This window comes from Streptococcus pseudopneumoniae, assembly GCF_001074565.1.
GTDB lineage: Bacteria > Bacillota > Bacilli > Lactobacillales > Streptococcaceae > Streptococcus > Streptococcus pseudopneumoniae_J.
In genome coordinates, this window is record NZ_JUQX01000013.1 from 1 (window position 1) to 16,680 (window position 16,680).

A 16,680-nucleotide genomic window follows, 5' to 3' on the forward strand; every position below is an offset into this window, starting at 1 on the left:
CCACAAGCTAGCTTTGACTTACTTGAGAAGTTTGGAGCCAAATGGACTTGGCAACCAGATATCGCCTATCGTAAAGAAGGTCGTTTAGAATAACAAAAATATCCTGCAAGTTAATCTTGCAGGATTATTTACTTTCTATTAAATCAAGCCCTCTAAGAGACCCTTCATAAAGTTTTCAGAGTTAAATTCTCCGATATCATCGATTTTCTCACCGAAACCAATCAATTTTACAGGGATATTAAGTTCTTCACGAATTGCCAGAACGACACCACCACGGGCAGTTCCGTCAATCTTGGTCAATACAATACCGGTAACAGGGGTAATTTTCGAAAATTCTTTAGCTTGTACCAGAGCATTTTGTCCAGTTGAAGCATCAAGTGCCAGGAAGGTTTCATGTGGCGCCTCTGGAAGCACACGCTTGATGATGCGACCAATCTTTTCCAACTCGGCCATAAGGTTGTCCTTGTTTTGCAAACGACCTGCTGTATCAATCATGAGAATATCAATCCCTTCGGCTACGGCGCGTTCCATCCCATCAAAGACCACACTAGCAGGGTCAGCCTTTTCTGGTCCCGTCACAACAGGAACATCCACACGTCGACCCCATTCAGCTAGCTGGGCCACTGCACCCGCACGGAAGGTATCTGCCGCAACCAGCATGACTTTCTTGCCAGCTTGTTTGTAGCGATGAGCCAATTTCCCGATAGAAGTTGTCTTCCCAACACCATTAACTCCAACAAAGAGCATAACTGTCAAACCATCTTGGAAGTGGATTTGTTCATCGTAGTTGCCATCCTTCTCATAAAGTTCAACCAATTTCTCGATAATAACACGACGAAGTGCGTCAGGCTTCTTAGCGTTTTCGAGTTTAGCTTCATAGCGTAGTTCTTCTGTTAAGTTTGAAGCGACTTGCACACCGACGTCGCTCATGATGAGCAGTTCTTCCAATTCCTCGAAGAATTCTTCATCGACAGAACGGAAGTTGGCAAAGAAGGCATTCAAACGAGCACCGAATCCTGTACGGGTTTTCTTGAGACTGCGGTCATATTTTTCCTGTACGGTTTCTTCAACCTGAGGAAGTTCTTCTTCTACTACTTCAGTAGCTAACCCTTCTTCGAACGCTACAGTTTCTTGGTTCTCTTCTTCTAGATCTTCTTCCGTTTCTTGGAATTGTTCCAATTCATCAGATTCTAGCTCAGGTTCCTCTTGGTCTGTTTTCTCGACTGCTTCTGGTTCAATGGCCTCATCTGTCGAGACCTGTGAAATTTCTCCTTGAGCAAGTGTTTCTTCCACTTTGTCTCTTGCTGTCTCTTCCTGAGAAGTTTCTTCGACTGCCGTTTGGTTTTCTTCAACCTCTTCTGACAAATCAAGATTTTCCAGAGCTTCTTTTACAATATCTTCGATTTTCGGCTCTTCTTTTTTTCCGAATAGACGGTCAAATAATCCCATATTTTAGTTCTCCTTTAGCACGTATTCTTCGATAGCCCAGGCAACGGCTTCCTCGTCGTTGGTCATTGGGGTAATCACATTGGCAACTTCCTTAACTGCTGGAACAGCATTTTGCATAGCAACTCCCAGACCTGCCCATTCAATCATGGAAAGGTCATTGGCCTCGTCACCACAAGCCATGACTTGACTTTGGTCGATTCCTAAGTGTTTAATTAATTTCGCTAAACCTGTTGCCTTGTGGACGTTTTTCGGTGACCATTCCAATAAGAGTTCACGCGATTTAAAGATTTCATATTGGTCAAATAATTCTGGAGAAATCTGTTGAATCGCTGCATCCAAAGGTTCTTGGGCAAAGGCAGTCACACATTTATTATATGTCATCTGACTAGATAGTTCTTCAAAAGCGACAGGTACGAAAGTCAGGGCTGGGTTGAACTTAGCATAGAGACTTTCTTGATCCGACTGGATTTGATATACTGTTCCTTCAGAAATGGCATCTAACGGTAATCCGAGTTTTTCAGTTTCCTCGTACAATCTTGCCAAATCGTCGATTGAAAAGACTGTTTTATCGAGAATCTCCCCCGTATTTTTCTGAACAAGCCCCCCATTAAAGGTGATGGTGTACTCGTCCTCCTGGCCGTCAGTCCCTAGCTCATGGAGAAAGAAATCCATAGCCTTCAAAGGACGACCTGTTGTCAGTACGACCTTGATGCCACGATCACGCGAAGCTTTGAGGACCGCCTTGGTACGATCTGTCAGCTTTTTATCCGTTGTCAGTAAGGTACCATCCAAATCGAGTGCAATCAATTTAATATCTGCCATTACAAACCCTCCATATAAGCCATCACTGACTGGTCCTTATGATGGCCAATCACTGCTTCTGCTAATTCTAAAATCTCTGGTCGCGCATTTTCAGGAGCGATGGGGTGACCGACAACCTGCATCATGTGAAGGTCATTGAGATTATCGCCAAACGCTATGACCTGATCCATGCTAAGCCCCAGTTTTTTGGCTAGCTCAACAATAGCCACACCCTTATCAACGTAGTCCAAGACAATATCAATGGATTCAAAACCAGTTGTCATGGCTTTCACACCAGAAACATTTTCGTTGACCCAGGCTTCACCAGCTTCTATCGTATCTTCTGTGAAGTTCGTAGTGAATTTAAAAATCTCATCTGTGATATCTTCCAGACTCGCTACTTTTTGAATATTCTCATTGTAATGACGACTAATCATGAGATAAGTCTCATCCACTGTATCCAATACATAACAAGCTTTTTTCCCAGTCAAGAGCATTTTACTTTCATCAAAATAGGGTGATTTCTTTAAAGCTTCAAAAGTGCTCAAGTAAAAATCCCGAGACATAGTAGCCTCATACATATCCTCACCATGAAACTCAACATAGCTCCCATTTTCAGCTATAAAAATTACTTCATCACGCACATCCGCAAATAGCTTTTTAAGGGACAAGATACCGCGACCTGAAGCCACTGCAAAATAAATCCCCTTTTCCTTGTAGGAAACAAGTACGTTTTTGAGGCGTTCCATATCAAACCGACCCTCTCCATCTAGAAAGGTTCCATCCATATCGGTTGCTACAAGTTTAATCATAAAATCCTTCATTCTCCAATTGATAAATCTATCTTCTATTATACCATAGATAAGTTTAAAAAGGTCCAGTACAGTAGGATAGCACTACTTTTTCGGAGAAACTTCAAAGGGCATAAAAATTAGAATCGTAGAACTTTTTTCAGATAGTTTAAAAAGTTTGTATTCCCCTACTCTTTTCTCTATAATGGAGAGAAAGGAGATGACTATGACAGAAATAAAACATGAAATTGATGCAAACTTTGCAGGCCGTCTCAATATTCTGCGCGCGGGTGTTCTCGGTGCCAATGATGGAATTATTTCCATCGCTGGGGTGGTTATCGGAGTTGCCAGTGCGACAAGCAATATCTGGATAATCTTTTTATCTGGACTAGCCGCTATCCTCGCTGGTGCTTTTTCTATGGCAGGTGGCGAATATGTCTCTGTATCCACTCAGAAAGACACGGAAGAAGCCGCTGTCGCTAGAGAACAATTACTCTTGGACAAAGACATCGAATCTGCAAAACAATCCCTCTACGCAGCTTACCTACAAAATGGTGAGTGTGAAACGTCCGCCCAACTCTTGACCAACAAGGCCTTTTTAAAAAATCCCCTCAAAGCCTTGGTCGAAGAAAAGTATGGAATCGAGTACGAAGAGTTTACCAACCCTTGGCATGCTGCTATCTCTAGCTTTATCGCCTTTGTACTGGGAAGTCTTCCTCCTATGCTTTCCATCACCGTCTTTCCAAGTGACTATCGTATTCCAGCAACTGTTCTTATCGTGGCCCTTTCCCTTCTCGTTACTGGCTATACCAGTGCTAAACTAGGCAAGGCTCCTACGAAAACAGCTATGATCCGCAACCTCTGTATCGGACTTCTCACCATGGGAGTAACCTTCCTCTTAGGACAACTCTTTAGTATCTAAGATAAAAGAAATACCTCGATAAATATCGAGGTATCTTTTTTTACATTTGCACAATCTTGCGATAGCTTCTTGAGGTAATCATAAAGATTAAAACATAGACGATGAGGAAGATGGCACAGATAGACAGAGTGACAGTCAACATCATGGTCGCATCTAGTACCCCAATGACTTTTAGGATGAGGCTAAGCATATGATAGGCAAAGGCAAGATGTAGGAAAGCAAAGAGCAATGGGAGGAAGAAAACAGTTAGGACCTGTTTATTTATGGTTTGCTTGATTTGCTTTTGATCGAGACCGACTTTTTGCAAAATGATGAAGCGTTCACGGTCTTCATAACCTTCAGAGATTTGTTTGTAGTAGATGACAAGAACAGTTCCCACCATAAAGATGATAGAGAGGAAAATACCGATAAAGAAAACTCCACCAAAGAGAGCACTCACCTGCGCACTGCTATCAGCCAGATTACTTCCGTAAACATAGCTTCCTTCTTTGCTTAATTCTCTATTAAAATCATCAAGGAATTTTGAATAGTCGTTGGCGAGTTTGAGTTGCTCTTCCTCACTATCTGTTACATTCATACCACCGTAGTATTGATTAAAGATAGAAGAATTAGGATACTGATCAAGAAAGGCTTTCAAGTCAGGAACAACCAGATAATTATAGTCCGAAGTTAGAATATTGTACTGGTTTGGAACATGCTCAAGAATAAAATCTTTTTTGATTTCTTCCTTGATTGTGTAGGTCTGGTCATTTAGAGTCAGTTCTTTCTGTCCTTGAAGTTCTTTGTTTTTAGTAAACAATCCAACTTCCTTTCCTGAAAGTGCGAGTTTTTGACCCGTCATATTCTCGTAGTCTTTTTGGTCAAAGACCATAAAAACGGTTTTCGGTTGAACACGATTTTGACCTTTCTCAAAAATGGTCAATTTCGTACCTTCTTGGTTTGCTACACCAAAGCTACTATATGCAAGAACTTCTTTCTTTGTGACAGTCAATCCTTTATCGCTAGCATACTGGTCTAGGAGTTTATTTATGTCTTCTTTTTCAACATTCTGTCCTGTAATTCCAAAATCATGTGGATTCATGACTTTCTTGAAAGTTTCAGAGCCTTTAAAGATACTCGTTGCAGCAGACATAGTCACCAAGACCATGGTTGAGAGAATAGCAATCGTCGCTAGACCAACAGCATTTTTCTTCATACGAAAAATGAGATTGGATACGGAAATCATGTTGTTAGGTTGGTAATAGTAACGCTTGTTTTTCTTCAAAATTTGTAGGAAAACTGTGATTCCTGCATTGAAGAGAAGATAAGTTCCCAAAATTACCAACAAGACTGCTACAAAGAAAATCAGAACAGCAGAAAGTGGATTTTCAACTGTAACTGCTAGGTAATAACCAGCTCCCAAACTGATTAGACCTAGAATGGTTTGAAGACCTAAGAAACGTCCTTTTTTCTCACCACTGGCTTTTTCACGGGAGAGCTGAAGGGCATTCATGCGTGCAATACGAAAGGCATTGATAAAAATCAAGCCTAGGAAAATAGCGCCAAAAACGATAAGAACTAGGATAAAGACTATTGGTTGGAAGGTTGAAACGAGCTCCACCTTCATTTTCATCAACTTCAGTAGAAGGGCAAAGATTAGCTTATCAAAGAGAGCTCCTAGGCCGAGACCAGCTGTCAGCGTTAAGGAACCAAAAATAAGAAGCTCCTTAAAAACCATACTGATCAAATGGCGCTTTTCAAGACCCAGCATACCATATATACCCAGCTCTTTGGAGCGGTTCTTCATGACGAAACTATTGGCATAAAGGACAATAATTCCAGAAGCGATGGTAACAACCACCATACCGAGAGCCAGGGTCATAGAGATAGTTTCTCCCCCTCGGATCTTGCCAATGTTAGGATTAAGTGACAAAGAGTAAAAAAGATAGGTGATGGTCACTGCTAAGAGAACAGCAAGGGCAAAGGGATAGTAGAGTTTGCGGTTTTTAATCAAGTTAGATACCGCTAACTTATTGGTTAATCGGAACATACTAATTCACCTCGCTTGCCATAACAGTCAAAGTATCAGAGATTTCTTGGAACATCTGACGCTCTGTCTTGTCTCCACGATAGATTTGGTTGTAGAGGATCCCGTCCTTGATAAAGAGAACGCGCTTGGCCCTGCTGGCTGCTGCGGTTGAGTGGGTTACCATCAGAATAGTTTGGCCACACTCATTGATTTCATCAAAAACATCCAAAAGAGCTGCAGATGACTTGGAGTCAAGGGCTCCTGTTGGTTCATCGGCAAGGAGAATTTCAGGTTCTGTGATGATGGCGCGCGCTACTGCAACCCGCTGTTTTTGACCACCAGAGATCTCGTAAGGGTACTTCTCTTGCAATTGGTTGATGCCTAAATTTTCAGCTGTTACCACCAATTTCTTCATCATCTCTGTGATGGGTCTTCTTGATAAAACTAGCGGAAGCAAGATATTGTCCTTAACAGACAGGGTATCTAGCAAGTTAAAGTCTTGGAAGACAAATCCTAACTTCTCACGACGGAAGCTGGAAGCCCGTGAGTTTTTAATAGTTGCTGTATCTACTCCGTTCAAGTAAACTTGACCACGAGTTGGTTTATCCAGCATAGCTAGGATGTTGAGCAGAGTTGACTTTCCTGAACCAGACTCCCCCATGATGGCAACATAGTCACCCTTCTCTACGGTAAAGTGAATATCTTTGAGGGCTTCTACTTGGTTGCCTTGAAAACGAGTTTTATAGATTTTTTGAACGTGTTTTACATCTAAAAGTGTCATGATTTTCTCCTTCTTAATATCCCATCATTTGAAACTGTGCTTGCATCATAGCGCATCCCAGTTGAACACGCTCGATATCTTTTTGACTTGGTTTTCTTGTTTTCTTTTGTAAAATTCTTTTCATGGTTTTGCTCCTTTGTTCTTTATGAGTCTAGTTTATCGCAAAAAAAGGTAGCCTGCCATAACCTAACCTTACAAAAGAGACTTTAATCTTACATTTTTGTAAGATTGAAGAATATCAAGCAATTTCGCTATCAATATTTTACCATAAATGAAATACAAGAAGAAAACCCTTGCGGATGCAAGGGTTAAAATTCACTATTCAGTCTGCATCAATCAGTAAGAAATGTAGCTACAATTTGATAAGACATTCTTTCAATTAATTATATTTCTATGTTACCAGAACTGTTTTATTCTAAAGAAAAGTCGGTCTTTATTATTTTATCAAGATGTATGAAAACAATGATAAAGATTATTAGTATGGTATAAATTGCTAAAAAATAGAGTAATCTCTTTGTTACAATATATTCTATTTCATAGCTATAAATATCCTACACAATTAACACCAATAACTCCTCTTCTTAAGAAAATGGTTTTAATCTTATCGTAGTTAAGTTGTTCATAGTCAAAGCGTTCGTAATCAAATTTTTCATGTTCAAACGATTCGTATTCAAACTTCTCATATTCAAAAATTTCTATTCCGATTTCTTTAGCCACTTCTTCAGGTAACTCGTAATCTTGATCTACTAGACCAAATAGAGTAAATCCTGAATCAACACAAAACGATAGTACTGGATTATATATTGAGGAGTAAATTACAGATCCAGCTATCGATCCTACAAAACTACCAATCATGTATCCTAAAGAGACAACATTATTAAGTTTAGAAAGAAAATGAGGTAACGGAATTTTGATATATGCACTTCCTAATAATCCCATTGAAAATGCACAGGTTGTAATAAACATTTCTTTAATTAACTCGTTCACCATCTCACTTCTATTCATCTCGCCAGTAAATACTTTATACGAGCTCTTCATCGAGTTCATTACTAATACTGTCACTACACCTACTACAGATGGGTTAACTTTTTTAAGATCCTTTCCAAAAACCCCAGACAGACAACTCGCTGTAATTGCTGCTGAAACTGTACCTCTTACAAATCCTTCGCCTGCTCCTGTAAGTGCTGTAAAACCTATTTTTTTAAAATGTCTTTCATCGACATATCCATTTTTAATTAGATAAGCTATTGCATTCCATATTTCAGGTGCAACTTGCAAAACCATTGATATTGTGGCAGCTGTCAATCCTGCTTTGTATGATTGTTTTAATATATTAGTGTATTCAATAAGTTCTTCAGTTGTTAAATGTAAGTCCTCAGAATTTACTCCACCCTCTTTAGACAATCTTGCAAGTTCACGTGCTTCCTGTTCAGACAAAGGAATTGATTCATTTCCCTCGTTATCTTTAACTTTATCTCTCAATAATTTTAGAGTTTCTTCATAGCGATGAACTTGCTCCGGTCGCTTTACAGCTTCTTCTCTTATTTTGCGTTCTAAAAACATAGTCGCTTCTTTTAACTGATCTGATGGAATTACTCTATACTGTCCTGAGTAAACTGGAGAATTTAAATCTGTTTCAGCTGACAATCCCCGTTCTTCTAAATATAACTCAAGGTTGTCATTCTTACCCCGGGCTTTATATTCATTGAAACGATTTAAAATACTTTTCGATTGCTGGAATGCGCTTGACTCTCCGTCCTTATAATATTTTAAACCAAATTTAGCATCGAAGTTTACTCCCGTAATATCTGCAGACCCAAAATCATGGCTACGATCAACTTGTACTCTGTTTTTTGAAGCATTAATAGCTGCATTAATATTAAAAGTCCCAGCATGCCAAAACTCAGCAGCATCTCCCTTTAATGTACCTATAAGCGCGCCACTTGATTTGAATTCATTTAGATTATTCACCAGCTTCTTTATCTCTGATTCTACAGCATCTACAAAATGTACTCCGGCAGAATGTCCTGCAAAATTACCTGCGTGCTTCTCAAAGAATTCATATCCCTCTTTAAAGCCATACATTCTTTATCCCTCCAAGAACTCAGATAATCCATCCATATATAATATCAAAGTTAAAGCTCGGAATTGTTGGTCAGTAATTTTTCTCTGATCATCTGTTGTTGTAATCCATTTTGTAGCTTCTGCAACCGCATTGACTGTATCCGCTACAATAGCTGGCGCAGAACCTACCAGGAAAGAAAATACTGTATTTCCCACATTCGAAATAACATTTGGAATATCCCCCATGGCACCTACCGCAGCATCTATAGCTTGCTCTGGTAGAGATTTTTTAAATTCTATAGGTTCAAATTCGGTTTTATAATTTCTACATAACTCAATAAATTCATTATATTCTTCTGGATTATCTATAGTTTTTGAAACAATCATCATCCCACGCTTTCCTAACCAACCATATTTCATCCCAAAACTATCAAATTTTACATTCATACTGGATATTTCATTCTTACTTGCCTGATTTTCACCAATAAAAAGGACATGTTGATCGGATGTTATAGTTGCCATGTTAGCTAGATAATCTTTTTCAAGCCATACAGCAACTCCAATAGAACCATCTTTTGTACCAACAATATTATTATCATCATCATTTGTACTTACTAGTTGGCGTAAATAATTTCCGTAACCGTGAGTTTGATCATCGCAAACAATAATCAACTTTCTAATATTTTGCCCAAACATAAAGTTCCCCCATATTTTACTGAATTTATTATTATGATTTCTTATTGCTATGTATTGCTTTCAATGCTTTGGCATGTTTCACAATAATAATCAAAATCATTTTATACGCTTATTATACCATTTCAGGATTTGATTTGACAAGTTTAAAAAACTTCGTCCTATTGGACGAAGTTCCTGCTTCTATTATTATCACCAAAACCAACCATCATTGTCTTCAATGGCTTGGGCTTCCTTGCGCTTGCGTGGTCCTGTTCCGTACATTTCGGCTTCGATTTCTTCCTTAGTTGGAAGGATGGAGGCAAGAATGATATAGATTATCACACCAATTCCAAAATTTGCCACGGTAAAAATGGCGAAGAGAAAGCGGACTAGGGTTACATCAAAATTCCACTTGTCTGATAGACCAGCTAAAACTCCTGACACCATACGATTTCGTCTCATTTTATAAAATTTTGTATTCATGATTGTTTCCTCTTTCGGTATTCTTACAAGTAGTATAGCATGAATCAGAACTACCATCATCAGTCCTTAGGCCGATTTATGATGACGAGTTTGCCACGGCAGACGCCACAGCGATAGCGTTTGGTATCAATCATTCGCTTGCGCTGATAACTTTGCTGGCAGGTTTGGCACTGATAGACTAGGTAGAGAATTTGAGTTTGTGTTTTCAAAGGTGGTACAAAGCGCAGTCCATCCACTTCTTTCAACAGTTCCTTAAAATCTCGGTCCTTATGGCGATAACCCTTTTTCTGAAAATAAAGGTGATAGTGACATAGTTCATGGCGCACGATTTTGCGAAAGACTTCCAAACCTAGTTCCTGATAAACCTTGGGATTAAAATCCAAATGCCCATCCTTGGGGAAAAATCGTCCACCTGTCGTTCGCAGACGAGAATTCCACTGGGCTTGGTGGGTGAAAGGTCTACCAAAGTCTTCTAGTGAAACAGACTGAACGTACTCAGTTAGATTCATCTGGAGCGAGGAGCGACAGATTGACTTTTTCACGTTCAGTATCGATTTTCTTAACCCAAATCGTTACCAAATCTCCGACTGACACCACTTGGCTGGGATGTTTGATAAATTTACGACTCATATGGGAAATATGAATGAGACCGTCCTCGTGAATTCCGATATCAACGAAGGCACCGAAGTCAACGACATTACGCACCACACCTTCCAGCTTCTGTCCGACAACAAGATCCTTGATATCCAGAACATCTTGACGAAGCACAGGTGCATCAAAAGAATCACGGAAATCTCGACCCGGTTTGAGAAGATCAGCAATGATATCTTTAAGGGTTTCTGGACCGAGGTCTAGTTCTTGCGCCATTTCTTTGACTGAAAGGGACTTGAGTTTGCTTTGAGCTTCTTCATTCAAGTCCTTGATATCCAAGCGTTTGAAGAGTTCCTTAACCGCAGCATAGTTTTCTGGGTGAACTCCAGTATTATCAAGAATATTGCTACTTTCAGGAATACGGAGGAAACCAGCGGCTTGCTCAAAGGCTTTGGCACCCAGACGAGGAACCTTCTTAATCTGATCGCGTGAAGTGATTTTTCCCTCTTCCTCACGGTATTTGACGATATTTTCAGAAATGGTTTTATTGAGTCCAGCTACGTGGGAAAGAAGTGCTGGGCTGGCTGTATTGACATTGACACCGACCTGGTTAACCACCGTATCAACGACAAAGTCCAGACTTTCAGACAGTTTCTTCTGACTGACATCGTGCTGGTATTGCCCGACACCGATTGACTTGGGATCGATTTTTACCAATTCGGCAAGCGGATCTTGCAAACGACGGGCGATTGAAATAGCCGAACGTTTTTCAACAGTTAATTCTGGAAACTCCTGACGAGCAAGTTCACTAGCAGAGTAGACAGAAGCGCCACTTTCATTGACGATAACATAGCTGACCTCAGGAAAATCTTTCAGAACTTCCGCCACAAAGGCTTCACTTTCCCGACTGGCCGTTCCATTTCCGATGGCAATGATTTCCACGCTGTATTGACCAATCAGGTCTGCCAAATCTTTCTTGGCTTCTTCGATTTGACGAGCTGAAACTGGTTTAACAGGATAGATGACTTGGGTCGTCAGCATTTTTCCTGTCGCATCAACGACTGCCAGCTTGGCACCTGTACGAAAGGCAGGGTCAAAGCCTAAAACCACGCGCCCTTTCAGTGGAGCAACCAAGAGGAGATTTCGCAAGTTGTCAGAAAAGAGTTGGATAGCCCCTTCTTCTGCCTTTTCGGTTAATTCTGTCCGAATACGGCGCTCGATAGCAGGCAAGACTTTTTTCTTAACAGATTGCTGGATAACTTCATCAATATAGGCGTTTCTCACCTTGAAACGAGCAGCAAAGAAAGCTAGGATACGATCCGTCGCATGTTCAAAACCGACTTTCAAGATTCCTAATTTTTCCCCACGGTTAAGGGCTAAGGTTCGATAGCCCTGCATGTTGCCAACTGTCTCTGAGAAATCGTAATATATCTGAAAGACTTGTTTTTCATCAAGACTCTCATCCTTGACCTGCGAGGTGATTTTAGAGTGCCTCAGGACTTCCTGATAGGTCATAGCACGTAGATTGACATCTTCGGATAGGGCTTCTACCAAAATATCAACCGCTCCAGCTAAAGTTTCATGACCAGTCGCAAATCCTTCACAGACAAACTTCTCGGCCTCTTTCTCTAAGTCAGCTACGTTTTGCAAAATCAAGCGTGCGAGAGGAAAGAGTCCAGCTTCACGGGCAATGGTTGCCTTGGTACGACGTTTCTCCTTATAAGGAAGGTAGAGTTCTTCTACGTCTGCTAATTTCTCAGCTGCCAAAATAGCTTCTTCCAATTCCTTTGTTAGTTTGCCTTGTTCTTGAATCTTAGCCAAGACAGCTTCTTTACGGTCGTTGAGATTAGTCAGGCTTTTATCCAAGTCGATAATAGCCTTAATCGCCACTTCATCCAGACTACCAGTCATGTCCTTCCGATAACGCGCGATGAAGGGAATTGTCGCCCCTTCAGCCGTTAAACTTAGAACAGTATCGATTTGCTTTAAGGTTACACCCAAGTCTTGGGAGATTTTTTCATATTTTTTATCCATGTACCTATTATACCATAAGGGACAAGGCTTGTTTCACATTACCTGTTTTTGCCTCTTTGATTATCAAAATAAAAATAATCCCTTTTCCGCAAAATAATAGTATAATAGAGGTAACATTTAGAAACGAGGTAAGCCCATGGCTGTTAAATTTACAAAAACGGATGACTTGGACAAGATGTTTGAAGAGTTTGCCAAACTTCCTGACTTAACACAGGTCACTTTTCCAGATGACGATGATAAAAAAGAAAAAATTGAGAAGAAAAAATAGATGACGAGTTTCCAATCTCTTCCTCCTAGTGTTCTTCAAACGGGTGCGATTTTTCTATCCATTATCATCGAGGCCCTTCCTTTTGTTTTGATTGGTAGTATTATTTCCGGCTGGATTGAAGTCTATATCACACCAGATAAAGTCACTGAGTTTCTCCCTCGCAATCGTTGGGGGAGAATCTTTTTTGGTACCTTCATTGGCTTTCTCTTCCCCTCTTGTGAGTGTGGAATCGTCCCGATTATCAATCGTTTTTTGGAAAAGAAAGTCCCCAGCTACACGGCCGTTCCCTTTCTGGTGACTGCTCCTATCATTAATCCCATCGTTCTTTTCGCTACTTATTCTGCCTTTGGCAATTCCTTAAAAATTACCTTCTTGCGAGCTCTGGGAGCCATTGTAGTTGCTTTGGTTCTGGGGATTTTTCTAGGATTTTTCTGGAAGGAACCAATTCAAAAAGAGAATCCTATTGCTTGCCATGAACATGATTTTTCACACTTGACTCCTGCTAGAAAAGTCTTTCAGGTCCTTATACAGGCTATTGACGAGTTTTTCGATATGGGGCGTTACTTGATATTTGGCTGTCTCTTTGCAGCTATCGTGCAAGTCTATGTCCCGACTCGGATCCTCACCTCTATCAGTGCTAGTCCAGTCCTTGCGATTCTCTTGCTCATGTTTCTTGCTTTTCTCCTTTCACTTTGTAGCGAGGCAGACGCCTTTATCGGTGCTTCTCTCCTCTCGAGCTTTGGACTCGCTCCTGTCCTTGCCTTTCTAGTCATCGGCCCCATGCTTGATATCAAAAATCTCCTCATGATGAAACACTATCTCAAACCCCACTTCATCTGGCAATTCATGGGCATTGTGACAGTTTTTGTCTTGCTTTATTCTTACATGATAGGGGTGATGCTATGATTCGATTTATCATTTTACTGGGCTATTTTGTCCTAACTCTGTATCTACAGCTATCTGGCAAGCTCAGCCACTACATCAACCTCCACTATTCCTATCTAGTCTATATCTCAATGGTCCTTTCTCTTCTGTTGGCTCTGGTCCAATTCTACATTTGGATTAAGAAAATCAACTCTCGCAGCCATATGGAAAGTCGTCAAGCTAGACAAATCAGCATCCTGTTACTGTCACTACCTCTCTTGATTGGAATTGCCTTTCCGACAGTAAGTTTAGATTCGAGAACCGTATCTGCCAAAGGCTATCATTTCCCACTCGCTGAGGGAATCGACACAGCCATTCAAGCAAGTGAAGGCACATCCAGTCAATACCTTAAACCCGATACCAGTACCTATTTTTCCAAATCTGCTTATGAAAAGGAAATGCGGACAACAGCTGATAAATATCTTGCCCAAACAATCATTCAGGTTACAGACGAAAACTATATGGAAGTCATGGAAGTTCTCTATGACTATCCTCAAGAGTTTGAAGGAAGGAAAATAGAGTTTACAGGCTTTGTTTATAACGATCCTAGTCATCCAGGTAGCCAGTTCCTCTTTCGCTTTGGGATCATCCACTGTATCGCAGACTCTGGTGTATATGGACTCTTGACCAAGGGAAACTCACGCCAGTATCCTGACAATACCTGGATTACCGCCAAGGGAACCCTGAGCCTCCACTACCATAAAGAGCTCAAACAAAAACTCCCAACACTGGAAGTTGAGAGTTTCACCAAAGTAGACAAACCAGAAAATCCTTATGTCTATCGTGTGTTTTAATAAAAAGAGACAATATTAGAGTTTCTGCATTACAGAATTCTAATATTGTCTTTTCATTTTTTCTTATGCTCTTTCAATCCAGCATACTATCTTACTTTTTGACCTTTTCTCTGACAGAATGTTCAGAAACCCATTTAGAATAGCTTATCATTTTTTCATCAGTTAAAGCTTCTACCGCTATAGTCACGCACATATCAACCGCTTCTTCCACGGAAACAGAAAGGTGATAACCATTTAATTGTAAAAACTTCACCAAAACAAAGAAGGCTGTTCGTTTATTGGCGTTTGCAAAAACATGCTTCTTTATCAATTGGACAAATAATATTGTTGCTTTATCAAAAATTGTTGGATAAAGAGGTTTGCCAAAAACAAATTGTTCTGGTAAGTTCACAATCATATTTAACGCTGAAGGACTAACTGTTTGAATTTGCTCATTTGGAGAATACCGTTGAATTGCTAAAGAATTGATTTTTTCAATTTGCTTTTCTGATAGATAGACCGTCATTTTTCCACCAAAGCTTTGAAAACATCGTCGTATTCATCAAAAATTGTATCCAATTTTAAGTCAAAGGAATCATCAGAAACATAAGAAACCTGATGATCCAATTCTTCAGGAGTAAAGATAATTTCGCCACTTGGTAACAATTTCGCTTCGTATTTTACACCACTTGGAATATTGAATTCACTAGGAATGGTAATGGTGATTGAATTTCCTTGTTTTCTTGTTTTTACGACCATCTGATTTCCTCCTTTGAAGTATTATAACAAATAATTACCGTAATTACAATGATAGTGTAAAACTGCTATCTCCTCTCAAAGCTTATCCAAATATTCCTGCATAAGTGATTTTTTCAAAGTTTCTAATTCTTCCAGAGGTTTTTGAATTGCAAATTGTGATTTTGCTCATTCTATCATAGGTTCAGTATTTATTAGAGGATTCTTGTTTCCTCTAGTCTCTTTTCTTTGGTTTTTAAAGTTATGAATATCACTATTTTAACAGATTTTCAATCAAGCTTCAATTATGTTTCTTTCTATTAAAATTTCTTTCAAAAATAAAAAAAGCGAACACTAAATATGGTTCACTTTTTTAACTCTTTTGCTCCTCATCCTTCCAGTTTCGAGCAATCTCTTCGTCTTTCTGGAGTTGGTCTACGAGTTCTTCTATGGAGTCAAATTTGACCATATCGCGGACACGGTCCAGCCAGTAGACCATGACCGTCTCTCCGTAAATGTCATCTGAAAAGTCAAAAATATTGACTTCAAAACGTGGTTCTTCACCATCGAAAGTAACATTTTTCCCAACACTTGCCATGCCACGAAATCTCTGACGTTGTACTTCTACATCAACTACGTAAACACCGTCTGCTGGCATATAAGTTCGATCTCTTAGAACTAGATTGGCTGTTGGATAACCGATCGTACGCCCACGAGCATTTCCATGAACGACCATCCCACGGGTTGGAAGCGGTGTGCCGAGCAGTTGATTGACTTCCCTGACATCTCCATCAAGAATAGCTTGACGAATCCGTGTAGAACTGATCTTGCCCTTTTCGTCTTCAACCGGAGGAACAATGATAATCTCTCCATCAAAATAATCCTTCAGGTCATCCGCAGTTTTCTTATCTGAACCAAACGTGTAATCAAATCCCGCTACGATAATCGCTGGTTTTAAAGCTCTAACATAAGTATCAAAGAATTCTTGACCCGTTAAACTAGCAAATTTGCTACTAAAGTCAAGTAAGAAAAGAGCCTCTACCCCATGCCACTTCATCTTGTGCTCCCGTTCCTCATGGTTGACAATATGAAGCATGAGCTCAGGTTGGTAAGGTTGTAAGGCAAGTTTTGGCGACTCTGTAAAGGTCATCACGACAACTGGCAGATAATCCTTCATTGAAGCCTTGCTGGCCACCTCAAAAAGTTTCTGATGCCCCTTGTGGATGCCATCAAAATAACCTAGTACAAGGACTGTTTTACCCGGTACTGCAATATCTTTTTCGTTCTTAATAGGTACTGTTGTAATCATGAAACTATTATATCATAGAGAAAGTCTTTTCGCTAAGAGGAAATCCCAAATGTCGTTTTTTGCGCCTGAACT

17 protein-coding genes are annotated in these 16,680 nt (G+C 40.0%); 4 read left to right on the plus strand and 13 right to left on the minus strand.

Annotated features, from left to right (window positions below; translation table 11 throughout):
* Window positions 1-138: 138 nt before the first annotated feature.
* From ftsY to ADI74_RS01240, 3 genes are read right to left on the minus strand one after another with little or no spacing between them, the layout of a single operon-like run.
* Window positions 139-1,449, minus strand: a complete 1,311-nt coding sequence (gene ftsY / locus ADI74_RS01230; protein ID WP_049536527.1) for a signal recognition particle-docking protein FtsY — start codon at window positions 1,447-1,449, stop codon at window positions 139-141.
* Window positions 1,450-1,452: 3 nt separating this feature from the next.
* Window positions 1,453-2,271, minus strand: a complete 819-nt coding sequence (locus ADI74_RS01235; protein ID WP_049536529.1) for a Cof-type HAD-IIB family hydrolase — start codon at window positions 2,269-2,271, stop codon at window positions 1,453-1,455.
* Window positions 2,271-3,062, minus strand: coding sequence for a Cof-type HAD-IIB family hydrolase (locus tag ADI74_RS01240; RefSeq protein WP_049536608.1), 792 nt, complete (start codon window positions 3,060-3,062; stop codon window positions 2,271-2,273). The genes ADI74_RS01235 and ADI74_RS01240 overlap by 1 nt, the downstream gene beginning before the upstream one ends.
* 205 nt (window positions 3,063-3,267) lie before the next feature.
* Between ADI74_RS01240 and ADI74_RS01245 the strand changes: the two genes are divergently transcribed.
* Window positions 3,268-3,963 (plus strand): VIT1/CCC1 transporter family protein, encoded by a 696-nt coding sequence (locus ADI74_RS01245; RefSeq protein WP_000136040.1) that lies wholly within the window; start codon window positions 3,268-3,270, stop codon window positions 3,961-3,963.
* A 40-nt stretch (window positions 3,964-4,003) separates the two neighbouring features.
* On the opposite strand, the gene ADI74_RS01250 is transcribed toward ADI74_RS01245, so the two are convergent.
* The 7 genes from ADI74_RS01250 to ADI74_RS01280 all read right to left on the minus strand — a co-directional run bounded on the left by ADI74_RS01250 (window position 4,004) and on the right by ADI74_RS01280 (window position 12,599).
* Entirely contained in the window at window positions 4,004-5,992 is a 1,989-nt protein-coding gene (locus ADI74_RS01250; protein ID WP_049536531.1) for an FtsX-like permease family protein, read from the minus strand.
* Window position 5,993: 1 nt separating this feature from the next.
* Window positions 5,994-6,752, minus strand: a complete 759-nt coding sequence (locus ADI74_RS01255; RefSeq protein ID WP_049536532.1) for an ABC transporter ATP-binding protein — start codon at window positions 6,750-6,752, stop codon at window positions 5,994-5,996.
* A gap of 540 nt (window positions 6,753-7,292) precedes the next feature.
* Window positions 7,293-8,837, minus strand: a complete 1,545-nt coding sequence (locus ADI74_RS01260; protein WP_049536535.1) for a hypothetical protein — start codon at window positions 8,835-8,837, stop codon at window positions 7,293-7,295.
* Window positions 8,838-8,840: 3 nt separating this feature from the next.
* Window positions 8,841-9,512: a hypothetical protein gene (locus ADI74_RS01265; protein WP_049536537.1), complete on the minus strand. Its 672-nt coding sequence runs from the start codon at window positions 9,510-9,512 to the stop codon at window positions 8,841-8,843.
* A 189-nt stretch (window positions 9,513-9,701) separates the two neighbouring features.
* Window positions 9,702-9,974: a PspC domain-containing protein gene (locus tag ADI74_RS01270; RefSeq protein WP_001092797.1), complete on the minus strand. Its 273-nt coding sequence runs from the start codon at window positions 9,972-9,974 to the stop codon at window positions 9,702-9,704.
* A 59-nt stretch (window positions 9,975-10,033) separates the two neighbouring features.
* Window positions 10,034-10,483 carry a SprT family protein gene (locus tag ADI74_RS01275; protein ID WP_049536539.1) on the minus strand — a complete coding sequence of 150 codons (450 nt, stop codon included), beginning with the start codon at window positions 10,481-10,483 and terminating at the stop codon, window positions 10,034-10,036.
* Window positions 10,470-12,599 carry a Tex family protein gene (locus tag ADI74_RS01280; RefSeq protein WP_049536540.1) on the minus strand — a complete coding sequence of 710 codons (2,130 nt, stop codon included), beginning with the start codon at window positions 12,597-12,599 and terminating at the stop codon, window positions 10,470-10,472. The genes ADI74_RS01275 and ADI74_RS01280 overlap by 14 nt, the downstream gene beginning before the upstream one ends.
* Window positions 12,600-12,735: 136 nt before the next feature.
* On the opposite strand from ADI74_RS01280, the gene ADI74_RS11385 reads away from it, so the two are divergent.
* From ADI74_RS11385 to ADI74_RS01295, 3 genes are read left to right on the plus strand one after another with little or no spacing between them, the layout of a single operon-like run.
* The gene (locus ADI74_RS11385; protein WP_049536542.1) at window positions 12,736-12,867 is read left to right on the plus strand and encodes an SPJ_0845 family protein; all 132 of its coding nucleotides are present in this window, start codon (window positions 12,736-12,738) and stop codon (window positions 12,865-12,867) included.
* Window positions 12,868-13,773 carry a permease gene (locus ADI74_RS01290; RefSeq protein WP_049536543.1) on the plus strand — a complete coding sequence of 302 codons (906 nt, stop codon included), beginning with the start codon at window positions 12,868-12,870 and terminating at the stop codon, window positions 13,771-13,773.
* On the plus strand, window positions 13,770-14,585 hold the full coding sequence (locus ADI74_RS01295) for a TIGR03943 family putative permease subunit (RefSeq protein WP_049536545.1): 816 nt from the start codon (window positions 13,770-13,772) through the stop codon (window positions 14,583-14,585). The genes ADI74_RS01290 and ADI74_RS01295 overlap by 4 nt, the downstream gene beginning before the upstream one ends.
* A 91-nt stretch (window positions 14,586-14,676) precedes the next feature.
* Here ADI74_RS01295 and ADI74_RS01300 read toward each other — a convergent pair whose 3' ends face one another.
* The 3 genes from ADI74_RS01300 to ADI74_RS01310 all read right to left on the minus strand — a co-directional run bounded on the left by ADI74_RS01300 (window position 14,677) and on the right by ADI74_RS01310 (window position 16,608).
* Window positions 14,677-15,090, minus strand: coding sequence for a type II toxin-antitoxin system death-on-curing family toxin (locus ADI74_RS01300; RefSeq protein ID WP_000219494.1), 414 nt, complete (start codon window positions 15,088-15,090; stop codon window positions 14,677-14,679).
* Window positions 15,087-15,323 carry an AbrB family transcriptional regulator gene (locus ADI74_RS01305; RefSeq protein ID WP_049536547.1) on the minus strand — a complete coding sequence of 79 codons (237 nt, stop codon included), beginning with the start codon at window positions 15,321-15,323 and terminating at the stop codon, window positions 15,087-15,089. Before ADI74_RS01305 ends, ADI74_RS01300 begins: the two co-directional genes overlap by 4 nt.
* A 349-nt stretch (window positions 15,324-15,672) precedes the next feature.
* Window positions 15,673-16,608 carry a bifunctional riboflavin kinase/FAD synthetase gene (locus tag ADI74_RS01310; RefSeq protein WP_049536548.1) on the minus strand — a complete coding sequence of 312 codons (936 nt, stop codon included), beginning with the start codon at window positions 16,606-16,608 and terminating at the stop codon, window positions 15,673-15,675.
* Window positions 16,609-16,680: the final 72 nt, after the last annotated feature.

Coding starts and splice junctions, on each gene's coding strand:
- ADI74_RS01235 (WP_049536529.1), bottom strand. CDS start 2,271: ATGGCAGATATTAAATTGATTGCACTCGATTTGGATGGTACCTTACTG.
- ADI74_RS01280 (WP_049536540.1), bottom strand. CDS start 12,599: ATGGATAAAAAATATGAAAAAATCTCCCAAGACTTGGGTGTAACCTTA.
- ADI74_RS01275 (WP_049536539.1), bottom strand. CDS start 10,483: ATGAATCTAACTGAGTACGTTCAGTCTGTTTCACTAGAAGACTTTGGT.
- ADI74_RS01255 (WP_049536532.1), bottom strand. CDS start 6,752: ATGACACTTTTAGATGTAAAACACGTTCAAAAAATCTATAAAACTCGT.
- ADI74_RS01245 (WP_000136040.1), top strand. CDS start 3,268: ATGACAGAAATAAAACATGAAATTGATGCAAACTTTGCAGGCCGTCTC.
- ADI74_RS01290 (WP_049536543.1), top strand. CDS start 12,868: ATGACGAGTTTCCAATCTCTTCCTCCTAGTGTTCTTCAAACGGGTGCG.
- ADI74_RS01300 (WP_000219494.1), bottom strand. CDS start 15,090: ATGACGGTCTATCTATCAGAAAAGCAAATTGAAAAAATCAATTCTTTA.
- ADI74_RS01260 (WP_049536535.1), bottom strand. CDS start 8,837: ATGTATGGCTTTAAAGAGGGATATGAATTCTTTGAGAAGCACGCAGGT.
- ADI74_RS01240 (WP_049536608.1), bottom strand. CDS start 3,062: ATGATTAAACTTGTAGCAACCGATATGGATGGAACCTTTCTAGATGGA.
- ADI74_RS01310 (WP_049536548.1), bottom strand. CDS start 16,608: ATGATTACAACAGTACCTATTAAGAACGAAAAAGATATTGCAGTACCG.
- ADI74_RS01305 (WP_049536547.1), bottom strand. CDS start 15,323: ATGGTCGTAAAAACAAGAAAACAAGGAAATTCAATCACCATTACCATT.
- ADI74_RS01250 (WP_049536531.1), bottom strand. CDS start 5,992: ATGTTCCGATTAACCAATAAGTTAGCGGTATCTAACTTGATTAAAAAC.
- ftsY (WP_049536527.1), bottom strand. CDS start 1,449: ATGGGATTATTTGACCGTCTATTCGGAAAAAAAGAAGAGCCGAAAATC.
- ADI74_RS01265 (WP_049536537.1), bottom strand. CDS start 9,512: ATGTTTGGGCAAAATATTAGAAAGTTGATTATTGTTTGCGATGATCAA.
- ADI74_RS11385 (WP_049536542.1), top strand. CDS start 12,736: ATGGCTGTTAAATTTACAAAAACGGATGACTTGGACAAGATGTTTGAA.
- ADI74_RS01270 (WP_001092797.1), bottom strand. CDS start 9,974: ATGAATACAAAATTTTATAAAATGAGACGAAATCGTATGGTGTCAGGA.
- ADI74_RS01295 (WP_049536545.1), top strand. CDS start 13,770: ATGATTCGATTTATCATTTTACTGGGCTATTTTGTCCTAACTCTGTAT.